General features: G+C 45.0%; 13 protein-coding genes. All 13 read left to right on the forward strand.

The features are described 5' to 3' along the window. The first annotated feature begins 184 nt into the window (after positions 1-184). The 13 genes from nirB (at position 185) to J5X94_RS05675 (ending at position 16,080) form a co-directional block, all read left to right on the forward strand. Positions 185-2,794, forward strand: a complete 2,610-nt coding sequence (nirB, locus tag J5X94_RS05615; protein WP_210540554.1) for a nitrite reductase large subunit NirB — start codon at positions 185-187, stop codon at positions 2,792-2,794. Positions 2,795-2,956: 162 nt separating this feature from the next. Further along, on the forward strand, positions 2,957-3,316 hold the full coding sequence (gene nirD, locus J5X94_RS05620; protein WP_194619692.1) for a nitrite reductase small subunit NirD: 360 nt from the start codon (positions 2,957-2,959) through the stop codon (positions 3,314-3,316). 320 nt (positions 3,317-3,636) lie between these two features. Then, positions 3,637-5,040, forward strand: a complete 1,404-nt coding sequence (locus J5X94_RS05625) for a flavin-containing monooxygenase (protein WP_210540555.1) — start codon at positions 3,637-3,639, stop codon at positions 5,038-5,040. Beyond that, on the forward strand, positions 5,037-5,930 hold the full coding sequence (locus J5X94_RS05630) for a bile acid:sodium symporter family protein (RefSeq protein ID WP_201588511.1): 894 nt from the start codon (positions 5,037-5,039) through the stop codon (positions 5,928-5,930). The genes J5X94_RS05625 and J5X94_RS05630 overlap by 4 nt, the downstream gene beginning before the upstream one ends. Next, positions 5,923-6,855, forward strand: a complete 933-nt coding sequence (locus J5X94_RS05635; RefSeq protein ID WP_210540556.1) for an SDR family oxidoreductase — start codon at positions 5,923-5,925, stop codon at positions 6,853-6,855. Before J5X94_RS05630 ends, J5X94_RS05635 begins: the two co-directional genes overlap by 8 nt. 34 nt (positions 6,856-6,889) lie before the next feature. Beyond that, entirely contained in the window at positions 6,890-7,672 is a 783-nt protein-coding gene (locus J5X94_RS05640; protein ID WP_210540557.1) for an SDR family oxidoreductase, read from the forward strand. Positions 7,673-7,909: 237 nt separating this feature from the next. After that, the gene (locus J5X94_RS05645; protein ID WP_210540558.1) at positions 7,910-8,320 is read left to right on the forward strand and encodes a hypothetical protein; all 411 of its coding nucleotides are present in this window, start codon (positions 7,910-7,912) and stop codon (positions 8,318-8,320) included. Positions 8,321-8,498: 178 nt separating this feature from the next. Beyond that, on the forward strand, positions 8,499-10,685 hold the full coding sequence (locus J5X94_RS05650) for an FAD-dependent oxidoreductase (protein ID WP_210540559.1): 2,187 nt from the start codon (positions 8,499-8,501) through the stop codon (positions 10,683-10,685). Between the two features lie 51 nt (positions 10,686-10,736). Then, the gene (locus J5X94_RS05655; RefSeq protein WP_210540560.1) at positions 10,737-12,044 is read left to right on the forward strand and encodes an ABC transporter substrate-binding protein; all 1,308 of its coding nucleotides are present in this window, start codon (positions 10,737-10,739) and stop codon (positions 12,042-12,044) included. Continuing rightward, a complete protein-coding gene (locus J5X94_RS05660) occupies positions 12,041-13,810 on the forward strand; it encodes an ABC transporter permease (protein ID WP_210540561.1) in 1,770 nt (589 codons plus the stop codon). Before J5X94_RS05655 ends, J5X94_RS05660 begins: the two co-directional genes overlap by 4 nt. An 86-nt stretch (positions 13,811-13,896) precedes the next feature. Next, positions 13,897-14,541: an ATP-binding cassette domain-containing protein gene (locus tag J5X94_RS05665; RefSeq protein WP_210540562.1), complete on the forward strand. Its 645-nt coding sequence runs from the start codon at positions 13,897-13,899 to the stop codon at positions 14,539-14,541. Between the two features lie 36 nt (positions 14,542-14,577). Further along, a complete protein-coding gene (locus J5X94_RS05670) occupies positions 14,578-15,219 on the forward strand; it encodes a CDP-alcohol phosphatidyltransferase family protein (protein WP_210540563.1) in 642 nt (213 codons plus the stop codon). 24 nt (positions 15,220-15,243) lie between these two features. Then, complete coding sequence (locus tag J5X94_RS05675; protein ID WP_210540564.1) at positions 15,244-16,080, forward strand: sterol desaturase family protein; 837 nt, start codon at positions 15,244-15,246, stop codon at positions 16,078-16,080. Positions 16,081-16,562: the final 482 nt, after the last annotated feature.

The raw sequence follows: 16,562 nt of genomic DNA on the forward strand, positions 1-16,562 counted from the left end.
AATACGCGATGAGCGTCATACGTATTCGTCTGAATTTTTTAGCAATCCCCTTAAATACAAAGCGCTATATAACAGTGCTTGGCACAGTTATTGAAGGTGTAATTGGTGTAGGCACTAAATATTACTAACCATCATAACGTTTAGATCACGATATTTAGACAACCCCATTACTAAGGATAAGCGCATGAGCAGCACTATAGTGAGTACACCAAATAAAGCTAAGTTAGTGGTGATTGGTAACGGTATGGTCGGGCACCATTTCGTTGAGCGAGCCATAGAGCAAGGGCTACATGAGAGATTTGAGATTCATGTGTTTGCAGAAGAAGACCGTCCGGCTTATGATCGTGTGTATTTATCGAGCTATTTTGAGCATAAAGATATCAGTAAGCTAAATTTGGTTGATTTGAGCGCCTATGCCGCCGCCCAAATTCAATTGCACCTGAACCAGCGCATTGTAGATATCGACGCGACCAATCAATACATCATCACTGAAGCTGGCGAGCAGATTGAATATAGTGAGCTGGTGCTGGCGACAGGCTCCTATCCGTTTGTACCACCCATTCCAGGGCGTGAACATCCGCATTGCCACGTATACCGAACCATTGCCGATTTAGATGACATTCTTGCCATTGCTGAGCGCCCCACAGTCAGAAAGGGTGTGGTCGTGGGTGGTGGACTGCTGGGACTTGAGGCAGCAAAAGCACTGGTCACTTTAGGGCTAGAGACTTATGTTGTAGAGTTCGCCCCGCAACTGATGGGTGTTCAGCTTGATGCTGCTGGCGGTGAGATTTTGAAACGAAAAATTGAAGCTCTTGGGGTCAAAGTATTAACTGGCAAGAATACCCAAGCCATTATTGACAATACCGATGCCCTGTCTAAAAACAGGAATAACACCAGTGAAGATCAGTGCCACTTAACCATGCAATTCACCGATGATACCTCGCTTGATACCGATATGATCGTTTTTAGTGCGGGTATTCGTCCGCAAGATGGCATTATCAAAAACAATCCTGAGTGCGGTATTGAGATAGGTGCACGAGGTGGTATTTTAATTGACGAACAATGCCGCACCAATGCCGCGCATGTCTACGCTATCGGCGAATGCGCGGTGTGGGATAACAAGATATTTGGCTTAGTAGCACCAGGCTACAGCATGGCGAGTATTTGCGCGGCACAAATCACAGGAGATCATTCGCAAACCTTTACAGGCGCTGATATGAGCACCAAGCTCAAACTGATGGGCGTCGATGTTGGTAGTATTGGCGATGCTCATGGCAACAGCGCGGACAGCTTGAGCTATTTGTACCAGAACCCTGCTGAGGGCATTTATAAGAAACTGGTCACAACGCCTGATAACAAACGCTTGCTTGGCGCAGTATTGGTCGGTGATACCGAAGACTATAATAATCTATTACAGCTATATCTCAACGACATCGACCTACCTGCCCACCCTGAAAGTCTCATACTACCCAACGTTGAAAAACCGAAAATGGGTATAGAAAATTTACCAGATAGTGCAACGATTTGCTCATGCTACAACGTCACCAAAGGGGCTATTTGCGCGGCGGTTGAGAACGGTGCGTACTCCATTGCCGAAGTGAAGTCTTGTACCAGTGCAGGTACAGGATGTGGTGGCTGTGCGCCTATGGTGAAAGACACTTTAAGCTACCAGTTAACGACCCTCGGGTTTGAGGTCAATAACGACTTATGTGAGCACTTTGCTTATACTCGTCAAGAGCTCTATAGCTTGATTCGTGTCCATGGTATTAGAACCTTTGATGCTCTGTTGGATGAGCATGGTAATGGTCATGGCTGTGAGATTTGCAAACCTACGGTCGCCTCCATCTTGGCCTCATGCTGGAATGACTATGTGCTCAAGCCTGAACTGACACCGTTGCAAGATAGCAATGACTATTATCTGGGCAACATACAAAAAGACGGCACCTATTCTGTCGTACCTCGTGTGCCGGGTGGTGAAATCACCGCCGATAAACTGATCATCCTCGGACAAGTCGCCAAAGAGTTTAATTTGTATACCAAAATCACAGGTGGTCAACGCGTGGATCTATTTGGGGCACGTTTAGACCAATTGCCTGATATCTGGACACAATTGGTGCAAGCTGGCTTTGAGACTGGTCACGCTTATGGTAAGTCGTTGCGTACTGTTAAATCGTGCGTGGGTAATAATTGGTGTCGCTACGGTGTCGATGACAGTGTCGGCTTGGCACTCACCTTAGAGGATCGTTATAAAGGAGTACGTTCACCGCATAAGATAAAGATGGGCGTGTCCGGATGTACACGCGAGTGTGCAGAGGCACAAAGCAAGGACTTTGGCATTATCGCCACCGAGAATGGTTGGAATTTATTTGTCTGTGGTAATGGTGGTATGACCCCGCGTCATGGTGAGTTGTTTGCCACCGATCTTGATAGCGACACGGTCATCAAATACATCGATCGCATTATTATGTTTTATATAAAAACAGCAGATAAACTCCAACGAACTTCAAAATGGCGCGAGAGCTTAGAAGGTGGATTGGAATATCTACAAGCAGTCATTATTGAAGACAGCTTAGGCATCGCTGACGAGCTAGAAGCGCAGATGCAACTGCTAATCGACAACTATGTGTGTGAGTGGAAAGCCACCATCACCGATAGCGAAAAGCTCAAACGTTTCCGTCATTTCGTCAATAGTGAGCAAGGAGATGACAATGTGGTCTTTGTCACCGAGCGCGAGCAAATTCGCCCTGCAACCGATACTGAAAAAACTCAAATCCTAGTGACTGAGCTGGCTTAATCAACGCCCAAGATAGTCGGTTTAAGATAATGAAGAGACAATTAATAAACTAGGAAGGCGAATGACAGCACTATCAATAGTCGATCGAGCTAGCGTAACACCGTCTCTGATTTATCTAGGACTGCCTATACTCTCCGATAATATACGAATAAGGATAACCCAATGACTCAATATACGGTTTGTAGATTAGAAGACATTCTCCCTGAGACTGGTGTTTGTGCGCTCATAGATGGCAAACAAGTGGCTATCTTTCGCACCAAAGAAACTAAGCTGTTCGCGCTTGATAATTATGACCCTTTTAGTCAGGCCAATGTATTGTCTAGAGGTTTAATCGGTGGCACTACCATTACCAACGCAGCTGGCCTTAGTGAAGCAGTACTGTATGTAGCCTCACCTATTTATAAGCAGCGCTTTAATCTGGTAACAGGCCAATGTTTAGATGATGAAAGTATCATACTCAACACTTATAAGGTTGATCATGATGGGAGCAATGTGGTGGTCAAATATAATTTGCAGAGTTAGCTAGGTTAGCGCCGTAGCACTTTTATGGTGAGCCAGCTATATATCTTATCGTTCTCTCAATAGTCTTAAACAGCCTTTAAATCTAAGATTTAAAGGCTGTTTTGTTGTTTGTTATGTTTAATAATTTTATGAAAGGTCATGACAGTCCGTAATCAAATAACGGCATCCAAACCCGTATCGCTGATGAGAGTGGCGGTACAGGCCTTGATATTTATGATTCCTCTAACCTTATTCTTGAACGGCCTAACGACATAGACTAATATAACGCTCATACCCAATTAGGATGGGTGCAATACGATCATAAATTTGAGGGAACAAATATGTATGCTGTCATTGGTGCCGGTCCAATGGGACTAGCCACCGCCCGTAATCTCCAAAAACTTAATATTCCTTTCGTTGGTTTTGAGCTACACAGTGATGTAGGTGGCCTATGGGATATTGATAACCCTCATAGCACCATGTACGAAACAGCCCATCTGATATCCTCCAAACAGATGACCGAGTTCAAAGCGTACCCCATGCGCGACTCTGTTGCCTGCTACCCACACCATAGCGAGCTGCGCCAATACTTCCAAGACTTTGCCGATCAATTTGATCTCAAATCCCGTTATGAATTCTCTACTCGAGTCATCAGCGCCAGCCCCGAAGGTGATGGTTGGCGCGTAATCAGTGAGTGTAATGGCGCGCAGCAGTCGCGACTGTTTGATGGGGTGCTGATTGCCAATGGCACTTTACATAAGCCAAACATGCCAGCTTTGCCGGGCGAATTCGCCGGTCAGTTGATGCATTCCTCCGAGTATCGTAACCCCTCAGTCTTCAGAGATAAGCGCGTACTCATCATCGGCTGCGGTAATTCTGGTGCGGATATTGCGGTAGATGCCGTTCATCATGCAAAGTCAGTAGATATCAGCTTGCGACGTGGCTATTATTTCTTGCCTAAATTTATCAAAGGTCGCCCTATCGATACGTTAGGTGGCAAACTCAAGCTACCACGGCAAGCCAAGCAGCGCATGGATGCAGCGATGATCCGTATGATCATTGGCAAGCCTTCGGACTATGGTCTACCAGATCCTGACTATCGAATGTATGAGTCGCATCCAGTCGTTAACTCGTTAGTGCTTCATCATTTGGGTCATGGTGATATTAAGCCGCGACGTGATATAAGCGGTATTAAAGGGCATACGGTGAGCTTCAGCGACGGTGAGAGCAGCGATTATGACTTGATTCTGATGGCGACTGGCTATTTGCTAGACTATCCTTTTATTGATCGTAAGCACCTTAACTGGCCTGCCACACAACATGCACCGCAGCTGTATATGAATGTCTTTCATCCTGAATATGACAATTTGTTTATGATGGGTATGGTAGAGGCTGCTGGACTTGGCTGGGAAGGTCGCAACCAACAAGCGCGTCTGGTCGCGTTATATATTAAGCAGCGCGAGCAAAATAGCGCAGCGGCTGACAACTTCGATGTGGTCAAACGAGCACTGAGTGGCGTGACACTCGATGGTGGTTATGACTACATCAAGCTCGCGCGAATGGCATATTATGTCAATAAAGAGGAATATCTTGCCACACTTGCTGAGCATACCGCTAAATTGCAAATGGAGGAAGGCGAACAAGAGACTGACAATAAAACCTTCGGCAATAACCCCTCTATAGGTCGCCGCTTAAGACACAAAATCTTTAATAGAAAAGATCGTCAGTCGGATATGTCAGTATGAGTGGCGCGTTACCGATCGTCTTCGATCCTGCCAGCTTAATTATGCTCAATGTCATCATGGCTTTAATGATGTTTGGTGTCTCACTGACCTTACGCCTTGAGGACTTTAAACGTATTATCCTAGCACCCATTGCGCCTATAGCTGGTCTGTTTGCACAGTTTTTCCTGTTACCGCTAGCGACCTGCCTATTTACTTGGGCATTGAATGTCGATCCAGATCTGGCGTTAGGGATGATTTTGGTGGCTTCTTGTCCTGGTGGTAGTTTCTCTAATATCATGACTTGGCTGGCACGGGGCAATGTCGCTGTCTCTGTGAGTATGACAGCGGTTTCGAGCTTGGTAGCTACCGTATTGACGCCACTGAACTTTGCTTTTTATGGTTGGCTCAATCCACATACGCGACAATACCTGACCCAAATTACGCTTGAACCAAGTAGCATTTTATTACTAGTGCTCTTAGTTTTAGCCGTGCCTTTAGTGATTGGTATGTTGACCGGTCGCAAATTCCCCAAACTGGTTGCCCGTAGCGAAAAACCGTTACGCATCATCTCATTACTAGTGTTTTTAGCGTTTGTCGCTATCGCCTTTTCCAACAATTTTGACTTATTTATCGAACGTTTTAACAGTTTTTTTTGGTTGGTGGTGGCTCATAATTTACTGGCACTGTCGCTCGGCTATGGCATGGGTAAAGCGCTTAAACTGCCCGTTGCTGATCGCCGTGCAGTCACTATGGAAGTCGGCATTCAAAACTCAGGACTGGGCTTGGTCATTCTGTTTACTTTTTTTCCGCAAGCGGGCGGCATGATGCTGATTACCGCCTTCTGGGGCGTCTGGCATCTGGTGTCAGGCCTGACACTTTCACAAATTTGGGCACGGAGGCCATATGATTAAACGCATACTTATCACGGGCGCAGCAGGCTATATCGGTCATCAATTGGGTAATAGACTGGCCGCGCATTACTCTGTCATAGGCACGGACATCTGCACGCGTAAAGACCTAGACTTTCCTATCAAAATACTAGATATACGTGATGCCGACCTAGCTCAGTTGCTTATCGATGAGCAAATCACTCATGTGATTCATTTGGCCTCCATCCTGCAAGCGTCAAAAGATCGAGCACGGGATTTCGATATCGATGTTAACGGCACTCATAATGTCCTGAAGTGCTGCGTACAAGCTGGCGTTCGTCACCTGACTGTGACTAGCTCAGGAGCGGCTTATGGTTATCATGCAGACAATCCAGAATGGATCGATGAGCATGATGCGCTGCGAGGCAATCGTGAATTCGCTTATTCTGATCATAAGAGACAAATAGAAGAATTGCTGAGCGATTTTCGTCAAAATCATCCGCATTTGCAGCAGCTTATCTTTCGACCCGGTACTGTATTAGGTGCTGACACCCGCAACCAAATCACTGGATTGTTCAGGGCGCCGCGTATTCTTGCGCTCAAAGGCAGTGACTCCCCTTTTGTTTTTATTTGGGATCAAGATGTTATGAATGCGATGGAGATGGGTATTCGAGAAGATAAATCTGGCATCTTCAATATGGCTGGTGATGGCGCACTGACCATGAAGCAGATTGCACATAAGCTCAATAAGCCGCTATTAATCTTGCCCGTTTGGCTAGTCAAAGCAGCACTACAAGTTGAGAAATGGCGCGGCAAGCCCACTGGCCCCGAACAAGTTAACTTTTTGCGTTATCGTCCAGTACTTGCTAACCGCCGTCTAAAAGAAGAGTTTGGCTATCAACTGACCAAAACTTCCGCTGAAACCTTTGATTATTTTGTCAAAGCCAATGGACTGCGTAAATCTTGAAGAGATTGAATCTGTTTTTCTAAAGGAGCTTATTATGACCGTTACTTTGATTACTGGCGCCGCATCGGGACTGGGCTTAGCGATGGCTCGTCATTGGTATAATGCTGGTCATCACTTAGTGCTCATCGATATAGATGCACAGGCTTTGAGTGCACGAGCAACTGAGTTTACTGATACAGACAGAATCATGATGGTCGTCACCGATATCACTCAAGCTGATGATATTGCCTCACTTATTGATCAGCTATATGAGCGCTTTGGACGGCTTGACCTACTGGTAAATAATGCTGGCATCACTCACCGCTCACTGGCGCATCAGACTGACCCAGCAGTATTCCGCAAGGTGATGGCTGTAGATTGGCAAGGCGCAGTAGAGCTAACGATGGCGGCACTGCCTTTACTGCGAGAGTCTCGTGGTCAAATTGTTTGCATCGGCTCAATGGCAGGCTGGATGCCAGTCCCTGGACGCGCCGCTTATTGCGCTGCTAAAAGTGCGCTGACCCAGTTCTTTGAAGTACTGCGCTTAGAGTTAGAAGCCGATGGTATTCATATATTGATGGTATATCCGAGCTTCTTAGACACGCCTATCGAAAGTCATGCGCTCGGTCATGATGGTAATACTGCCAACCATCCACGCTCAGTCATCGGTAATATTCGCAGTGCTGAGTGGATGGTTGAGCGTATTGATAAAGGCTTGACCCAACGCAAACGCTGGATATTGCCCGAACCTGTCTCACGCTTTGGTAGCATCTTATGGCGCATCGCCCCCAGTATTTACTTGCGACAAGTACGCAAACGTTTTGCAAATGATCTTTAGAAATAGTCTTCGATAACGCGCCGCTATCGAACAGGCCGTATTCCAAAATCGTCACAATACGCCCTTGCATTATTTTGTAACATCTGACAGCTATAATTGAGCAATCACTCAACATAAAGCAAACACTTCTTACTCATGTCTGTCACATAAAAACCTTCTAATAACAGGCGTAGAAACCTCACTTCAATCCACCCTATTTTGAACTCGCTTTCAAACTTTATTAAAAAGAAATAACTTATGCCAAAACATCTCCCTTTGTCTTTACTGTTGCTTCGAATAGGCATTTTTATTGTTTTCTTATTTTGGACATTAGATAAGATTTTTCACCCCGATCACGCGGCAAATGTTTTCTCAAAATTCTATGGTCTCGAAGCGATGGGTGAGACAATATTCATTGCTATCGGTGTCGCTCAATTGATTCTTATTCTAATGTTTGCTGTCGGTCTATTCAAAACCTGGACTTATGGTGCAATTTTATTGCTCCATGCCATGTCAACTTTTTCGACTTTTGGACTATACCTCACGCCTTTTGACAATCTGTTATTCTTTGCTGCTTGGCCGATGTTGGCAGCATGTATCGCCTTATTTTTGATGAGAGATTGGGATACTTTAAGCTTAGGCAAAAAGACGTCACCGACTTTATCCTAGGAAAGTTGATAATCAGTCTGAATATTACTATAGTTTACTAAAAACGAATATATCGCTACGAACAACGAAAAAGTAGATTATAGTAGGACTGATGACATCGCTATGTGTTTGTATATAAGACTTTTTTAGATTTTATCACTCACACACCCCTTTGCATTATTATTTAGCTGGATAATCCATGATTAAGAAAATAGTTTTAATATTAGCCGTATTGATGTTAGTCATTGGCTTTTTTTACTTTGACCTCAACCAATTATTGACACTTGAGGGTTTAAAGGGCTCGATGGATCAATTCGACCAATATAAAGCGCAGTCACCATGGTTGGTTATTGGTGGCTTCTTTTTAGTCTATATATTAGTCACGGCATTATCTTTACCTGGCGCTGCCATCATGACTTTGGCAGCTGGGGCGTTGTTTGGCTTGGTTCAAGGCTTATTGGTCGCCTCGTTTGCCTCAAGTATTGGTGCCACACTGGCCTTTTTGACCTCACGCTATTTACTGCGCGATTCTATCAAGCAGCGTTTCCCCGAGCGCCTCGACTCTATTGACGCAGGCGTAAAAAAAGAAGGGGCTTTTTATCTATTTACCTTACGCCTCGTTCCAATCTTCCCATTTTTCTTAATCAATCTATTGATGGGTGTCACCGCGATTAAGGCAAGAACCTTCTATTGGGTCAGCCAAGTAGGTATGCTCGCTGGTACTTTCGTCTATGTCAATGCAGGTACGCAGTTGGCACAAATCGAGAGCTTGTCAGGCATCTTATCTTTCAATTTGATTGCCTCATTCGCGCTACTAGGGTTTTTCCCGTTGATAGCTAAAAGCATCTTAAATACGATAAAAAAACGCCGCGTGTATAAAAATTATACCAAACCAAAGAAATTCGATCGCAATATGATTGTCATTGGTGCGGGTGCTGGCGGTCTAGTCACCAGTTATATCGCGGCCACTGTCAAAGCAAAAGTCACGCTGATTGAAGCGGGTGAGATGGGCGGCGACTGCTTAAACTACGGCTGCGTACCCAGTAAAGCCCTTATCAAAAGCGCGAAAGTCGCAGAACAGATGCGCAATGGCGAACGCTATGGTCTCAATAATATTCAACCAGAATTTTCATTCAAAAATGTCATGATACGCATCCATAAAGTCATCGCTGATATTGCGCCAAATGACAGCGTCGAGCGTTATACGGAATTGGGTGTCGAAGTATTAAAAGGTTATGCTAAATTTATCGACCCATGGACGGTAGAAATTGCGCTAAACGATGGCGGCACGCAGCGACTCACCGCACGTTCCATTGTTGTCGCCACTGGTGCCCGTCCATTTATCCCAGACTTGCCAGGTCTGGAAGAAACGGGGTATGTGACGAGCGATACGCTATGGAACAAGTTTACTGAATTGGAAGAAGCACCGAAAAAGCTCGTCGTACTTGGCGGCGGGCCTATCGGCTCGGAGCTGGCACAAGCCTTTGCCCGCTTGGGTTCCAATGTGACTCAAATTGAAAGAGGCGCGCGTCTGATGAAAAAAGAAGACGTGGAAGTTTCAGAATTTGCGCAGCAAGTGCTCGTCGAGAGTGGCGTGAATGTCTTGACCTCGCATCAAGCGATTCGCTGTGAGACTCGCGATGGTAAAAAATTCATTATCGTTGAGCAATTAGACGACGATACAGATAAGCAAGACAGTCAAAATAAGCAAGAGATTGCTATTGAATATGATGAGTTGCTTTGTGCCGTTGGGCGTAGTGCTCGCCTCGAAGGCTACGGCCTAGAAGCGTTGGGCATCGAAACGGAACGTACTATCAATACCGATGACTACCTAGAAACTCTTTATCCTAATATATACGCCGCAGGTGATGTCGTCGGCCCTTATCAATTTACCCATGTGGCTTCCCATCAGGCATGGTTCGCCGCGGTAAACGGTTTGTTTGGACATCTAAAGAAATTCAAGGTCGATTATCGCGTGATTCCGTGGACAACCTTTATCGATCCAGAAGTCGCACGTGTTGGCTTAAATGAGCAGGAAGCTATCGAAAAAGGCATCGATTTTGAGATTACCCGCTACGACTTTAAAGACTTAGATCGTGCGGTGACTGAAAGCGCCAATGTCGGCTTTATCAAAATCATCACACCTAAAGGCAAAGACAAAATACTTGGCGTGACCATCGTCGCTGAGCATGCTGGTGATATAATGCCTGAGTTTATACTGGCCATGAAACATGGTTTAGGGCTGAATAAAATACTCGGCACCATTCACATGTACCCGACATGGGCGGAAGGTAATAAGTATGCAGCTGGTGAGTGGAAACGCAATCATGCGCCTGAAAAAGTATTAAACTTGCTTGAAAAGTACCATACATGGCGTCGAGGTTAGTTGGGTTTTTATCAACTGTGCTGAGAATATATCATCATAACGGAAACTTAAATGCACGTTATCAAGTCCTTGCAAGCCTCATCGACCTTAAAAAACCTAAGCCGCTATAGCATCTATGCTATGGCGCTTGGTATTTGTATGGGTATTTCTGCCAGTACCGCCTCTACTACCAATGTATCAGATAGTAAGAATCTATCGCACTGGCAACAAGTGCAAGAAACTGGCAAAAACCAAGACGTCTATTTCTATGCGTGGGGCGGCGACCCACAGATCAATGCCTATCTACAATGGGCAGCCGAGCAAGTAGATGATAAATATAATATCAATTTAGTCCATGTGAAATTAAGCGACACCAGTGAAGCGGTCAGTCGCGTGCTGGCAGAAAAATCAGCCAATAACAATGATGAAGGCAGTGTAGATCTCATCTGGATTAATGGCGCAAACTTTGCCACCATGAGTGAAAACTCATTATTGCTCAAGCAATGGGCGAATAAGCTACCTAACTTTGCCCTTACCGATCCAGAAAATAACCCTACGGTGAACTTTGATTTTGGTGTACCCACCAATGGCATGGAAGCACCATGGGGACAAGCCTCGCTGACTTTCTATTACGACCGTTTATCAACCGATGAGCCGCCAACGACTCTGAATGAACTGGCCAGTTGGACAGCGCAAAATCCTGGACGTTTTAGCTACCCAAAGCCACCAGACTTTTTAGGAATGAGCTTTTTAAAATACGCTTTAGTCATGCTGCACGAACAACATGATGCTCAAACAGGTGAAAATACCAAGGCACAGCTCAACCTGCCAGCCACTGAGCAAAATACCGATCTGGTATTAGATCCGCTATGGACATTTTTGGATGACTTGCATCCAACACTATGGCGCAAAGGCGAGCAATTTGTACAAACGGGCGCGCAGATGCGGCGCTTAGTCGATGATACCGAGCTGAGCTTGGCCTTTACTTTTTCTGCACCTGAAGTGCCAGCGGCCGTGCAGCGTTATGATTTACCCGAGAGTATTCGTAGCTATGCAATGAGTGATGGCAGCTTAAGTAACACGCATTTTGTGGCCATTCCTTATAATGCCAGCCATCCGCAAGCAGCGCAGTTAGTCGCAAACTTTTTGATGAGCCCAGAAGCACAGGCCAAAAAACAAACGCCTTCTGTATGGGGTGATAAAACGGTACTCGTCCAGTCTACACTCGACCCTGAACAACAAGCTTTATTTAAGAACAACCGACCACACCCTAGCGCCCTGCCCTTTGATAGTATCAAACGCACTGTCAGTGAACCACATCCAAGCTGGGTTGATGCCATTATGCAAGGCTGGCAGACACGTTATGGGGTCAGCCCATGAGTGACGTTTCTAACGATAAAACCACTGCTGCAAGCGCTAGAATGCCTGCATCTTATAAGACAGACCTCTTTACGCGTATCGTATCTTTTAGTCCAAAATTTTTGCTGCTACTGCTGATATTGCCAGTACTCGGTGGTTTGGTCAGCGTACTGCTGCCTGCGTTTAGTTGGCTGCCTGCACTTGAGCAAACAACTTTTAGCCTACAAGGCTTTAACGATCTTTGGCAGACGCCTGGTCTTACTCAAATGGCTGCGCTAAGCATCGCTACTGGATTGCTAAGCACGCTACTCGCTTTTGTCATGACCTTAATGATATTGGCGGCATTTTTTAATAGCATTTGGCTCACTCGTATTGAGCGTTTGCTGAGTCCAATTTTGGTTATTCCTCATGCAGCGGCAGCCATTGCGGTGGGGTTTTTAATTGCGCCTTCTGGCATGTTTTCACGGCTCATCTCACCGTGGTTAAGCGGTTGGGAGTTGGCACCGGATGGTATGTTTCCACATGACCCTTATGGCATTAGTATCATTTTGGGTTTAACCTTAAAAGAGCTGCCATTTTTATTATTAATGGCATTAGGTGCATTGGCACAACCAGAGCTGGGTAAAAAGCTGCATCAGCAATATAAAGTCGCGCTCAATCTCGGCTATTACCCCATCACTGCTTTTTTTAAAGCCGTCCTCCCTATCCTCTACCCCGTATTACGTCTGCCTATTTTAGCCGTCCTTGCCTATGCCAGTGCCAGTGTTGAGATGCCATTGATATTGGGTCCAAACACACCGCCCACACTCGCGGTCACGATTATGCAATGGTTTAATGATGTTGATCTAAACCTACGTATACGGGCGTCGGCAGGCGCGTTATTGCAACTGGCTTTGACGGGCGGATTAATCGCTTTGTGGCTTGCTGCTGAAAGAGCCATAAAAATTTGCTGTAATCCGTCATTGATTAATGGCAAGCGCAACTATGCCGATGCCTTAATGCAAAAAATTACCGCAGTTTTGGCCACTGTGGTCATTGGTTTTATATTACTGGCACTCATGGGTCTGTTCATGTGGTCAGTGGCAGGCTTTTGGCGCTTTCCAGCCGTATTGCCCGAGCAGTTTGTGTTATTACATTTTCAAAGCGCCTTTATGCAAATGGGCACGCCATTATTTAATACCCTTACGATCGGTATTGTGAGTACCTTATTTGCTATCGTCCTTGCTTTATTGTGCTTAGAAGCCGAACAGCTAAGTAGCAAGCCTCTTTCAAAATTTACCAGTTTAATCATCTATTTGCCGCTGTTAGTACCCAGCATTGCCTTTTTATTTGGCTTGGTATGGTTGCAACAATTGGTCAATAATCAAACGGCATTTTTTAATGTGGCGTTTACGCATTTATTGTTTGTACTGCCCTATGTGTTTTTATCGCTTGCTAGCAGCTATCGACGTCTAGACCCTCGTTTTGCTCATGTGGCAGCCAGTCTTGGCGCGACGCCAGCCAAAGTATTTTTGCAGGTCAAACTACCGCAGCTGTTTGCGCCTCTTTTAATTGCTATTGCGCTTGGTCTAGCGATTAGCTTTGGACAATACTTACCGACGTTATTAGCAGGTGGTGGACGTATCACCACTATCACCACAGAAGCTGTGACTCTCGCCAATGGTGCCAGTAGACGCACCAGTGCGGTGTATGCCATCATTCAAATGGCGTTACCGTTAATTGGCTTTATATTGGCGTGGGTATTGCCGAAATATTTCTTTAAAAGTGGTAGAAATAGCAGTCGTTAAAATGGTTTATTTTGAATAAAAACAGTTTCAAAAAACGCTGGTTTTGAACAACAACTCACTATAAAAACGCAGATAAAGGGTTTTTGATGCCATCATCTTTACAGATAAAAAACTTACAATTGTATCGAAAAGACGCGCTATTACTGAGCTTAGATGAGCAGATTGCAGGCGGTGAGATACTCACCATTATGGGCCCATCTGGCAGTGGTAAATCAAGCTTATTAAACTGGCTGACAGGCACATTACCACACGGCTTTAGCGCGACTGGTGAGGTTTGGTTAAATGAGCAAAACGTGAGCCATCTACCGACGCACTTACGTCATATCGGCGTGCTCTATCAAGATGCGCTACTGTTTTCGCATTTATCAGTCGCAGGTAATATTGCCTTTGCGATGCCCAAAGACAATAAGCAGCGTGATAAAAGACAGCGCCTTGAGAAAATAGAACACGCCCTTGAGCAAGTGGGTTTAGCAGGTATGAGCAATCGCCATCCTGACAATCTGTCTGGCGGTCAGCAAGCACGTGTTGCCCTACTACGCACTCTATTGAGTGAGCCAAAAGCCATCCTACTCGATGAACCTTTTAGCAAGCTCGACACCCAGCTTAGAGCCGAGACCCAACAGTTAGTATTCAATCAAATCCGTACCTATAAACTTCCGGCTATCATGGTCACCCACGATCATAGTGATGCTGAAGCAGCAGAAGGTAAAGTCATTAATCTTGGTCATTAACTTTAGTTTTTAGCGGTAATATAAAAGGGTAATTGCATGCTAGATAAGTTTATTACACCCGTCATCAAGCCTATATTAACGCCCATAGTCATCATGTTACATAAGCGCGGCGTTACTGCTGATCAATTGACAGTGGTCGGTTTTATTATCGGTATGCTAGCTTTACCACTACTGGCTAATCAGCTCTGGTTTGGCGCACTTATCGCTATTGCTCTGAATCGTATTTTTGATGGCTTAGATGGCGCACTCGCACGTCATGCCCATCAAAGCTCAAGCGCAGGAGGCTACTTAGACATTACCCTCGATTTTTTATTTTATGCTGCCGTGCCGCTTGGCTTTATCTTGGCAAATCCTGAACAAAACGCTATTGCAGGGGCATTATTACTCGCCGCCTTTATTGGTACTGGCTCTAGCTTTTTAGCGTTTGCCATTGCTGCTGAAAAATTTGCATTAGACAAGCCGCAGTTTAAATACAAAAGCTTTTATTATTTGAATGGTCTCACAGAAGGCACTGAAACCATCGCATTGTTTGTCGCCTTTTGTATTTGGCCACAGCAGTTTGTCTTACTGGCCAGTGTTTTTGCGGCTGCCTGCGCTGTTACTATTTTTACCCGTATATATGGCGGTTACCAAACCCTCAAACGTCTAGAAGCAGACAGCCATTCAAACAGCATATAAACAGAATAAGTAAAGAGGTAGCCAATGACGAATGAGATATGGTGGCGACTGGGCTTCTTTTTCAGCATATTAATGATCATGATGCTGATTGAATGGCGCATGCCAGCACGTAAAGCCCCGATCAAAAGCAACAAGCGCTGGTTGGCTAACTTTGGCTTGGTGCTAGCGTCATCAATTGTGGTGCGTTTGGCCGTACCAATAGGTCTAACGGCGGTTGCGCTGTATAATCAGCAGCACGGAATTGGCTTGTTCAATATGCTCGATTTATCCATTTTAGTGTCTATCGTATTGAGCTTGCTCGTGCTCGACATCATTATTTATTGGCAGCATCGATTGTTCCACCGAGTGCCTATTCTATGGCGCTTGCATAAAGTCCATCACGCTGATGCTCACGTAGATACCAGCACAGGGCTCAGGTTTCATCCTATTGAAATTGTCTTAAGTATATTGGTTAAACTCTTCGTCGTCAGTGCGCTGGGTGTGCCTGCCGTAGCCATATTGATATTTGAAATCGCCTTAAATGGCTTGGCGATGTTTAATCATGCCAATATTCGTCTGCCGCCTGCCATTGAAAAGCCTGCGCGTTTAATATTAATGACGCAAATTTTACATCGTATCCATCATAGCCAACGCGTGTCTGAAACCAATTCAAACTATGGGTTTAGCGTGATTTGGTGGGATAAAATTTTCGGTAGCTACAAGAGCGACGCTCAGAAGCCGGACAATGAGCTCGATATTGGGTTAAAAGAATATCCATCACCCAAACAAAACGCCTCTCTATGGGGATTGTTAGCGATGCCATTCAGAGGTAAATCACTTAAAGGTAAGTCACTTAAAAATAATTTACTTAAAAGTAAATGATTTACTTTATCAGTCGTTAGTGATCGTGGTAACGTCAATGACGAGGCAATATAAGCAGTCTTTAATACCGTATTTATCAGACGTCAAATTTTAGAAGCGGTCTTTGTTGCCGCTCAAAAAGTCACGGAAAATACACCAACTATTTGGCTAACATGCCAATAGACAGTATCTTTCAAACATATGCATGGCACAAAGCTGGTTAGGGTCTGTTGAGTATTCAAATATTAGGACTGCTGATCGCTAAAATCGCACCAAACATTTTATCAAATCAGGCGTAAACTGACGATAATGTCGAGACCTTAGCTAGGTTTGCAACAACGTTTGGGGTGATTTTAGCATCAGCCCCAAGTATACAAGCAGGGGCAGGGCTATTTTTTGCCAATACATGGCGAAATTGTCTAACCTAGAATGACTAGGCGTCAAAAACTTCACCGCGTATTGTCTAAAAAATAGCCACTGCCAGTTCCACATTTGAATACTCA

This window comes from Psychrobacter sp. K31L, assembly GCF_017942195.1.
Lineage (GTDB): Bacteria > Pseudomonadota > Gammaproteobacteria > Pseudomonadales > Moraxellaceae > Psychrobacter > Psychrobacter glaciei.

Excerpts from the sequence above, each read along its gene's own strand:
- nirB (WP_210540554.1), top strand. The coding sequence starts at position 185 with ATGAGCAGCACTATAGTGAGTACACCAAATAAAGCTAAGTTAGTGGTG.
- nirD (WP_194619692.1), top strand. The coding sequence starts at position 2,957 with ATGACTCAATATACGGTTTGTAGATTAGAAGACATTCTCCCTGAGACT.
- J5X94_RS05625 (WP_210540555.1), top strand. The coding sequence starts at position 3,637 with ATGTATGCTGTCATTGGTGCCGGTCCAATGGGACTAGCCACCGCCCGT.
- J5X94_RS05630 (WP_201588511.1), top strand. The coding sequence starts at position 5,037 with ATGAGTGGCGCGTTACCGATCGTCTTCGATCCTGCCAGCTTAATTATG.
- J5X94_RS05635 (WP_210540556.1), top strand. The coding sequence starts at position 5,923 with ATGATTAAACGCATACTTATCACGGGCGCAGCAGGCTATATCGGTCAT.
- J5X94_RS05640 (WP_210540557.1), top strand. The coding sequence starts at position 6,890 with ATGACCGTTACTTTGATTACTGGCGCCGCATCGGGACTGGGCTTAGCG.
- J5X94_RS05645 (WP_210540558.1), top strand. The coding sequence starts at position 7,910 with ATGCCAAAACATCTCCCTTTGTCTTTACTGTTGCTTCGAATAGGCATT.
- J5X94_RS05650 (WP_210540559.1), top strand. The coding sequence starts at position 8,499 with ATGATTAAGAAAATAGTTTTAATATTAGCCGTATTGATGTTAGTCATT.
- J5X94_RS05655 (WP_210540560.1), top strand. The coding sequence starts at position 10,737 with ATGCACGTTATCAAGTCCTTGCAAGCCTCATCGACCTTAAAAAACCTA.
- J5X94_RS05660 (WP_210540561.1), top strand. The coding sequence starts at position 12,041 with ATGAGTGACGTTTCTAACGATAAAACCACTGCTGCAAGCGCTAGAATG.
- J5X94_RS05665 (WP_210540562.1), top strand. The coding sequence starts at position 13,897 with ATGCCATCATCTTTACAGATAAAAAACTTACAATTGTATCGAAAAGAC.
- J5X94_RS05670 (WP_210540563.1), top strand. The coding sequence starts at position 14,578 with ATGCTAGATAAGTTTATTACACCCGTCATCAAGCCTATATTAACGCCC.
- J5X94_RS05675 (WP_210540564.1), top strand. The coding sequence starts at position 15,244 with ATGACGAATGAGATATGGTGGCGACTGGGCTTCTTTTTCAGCATATTA.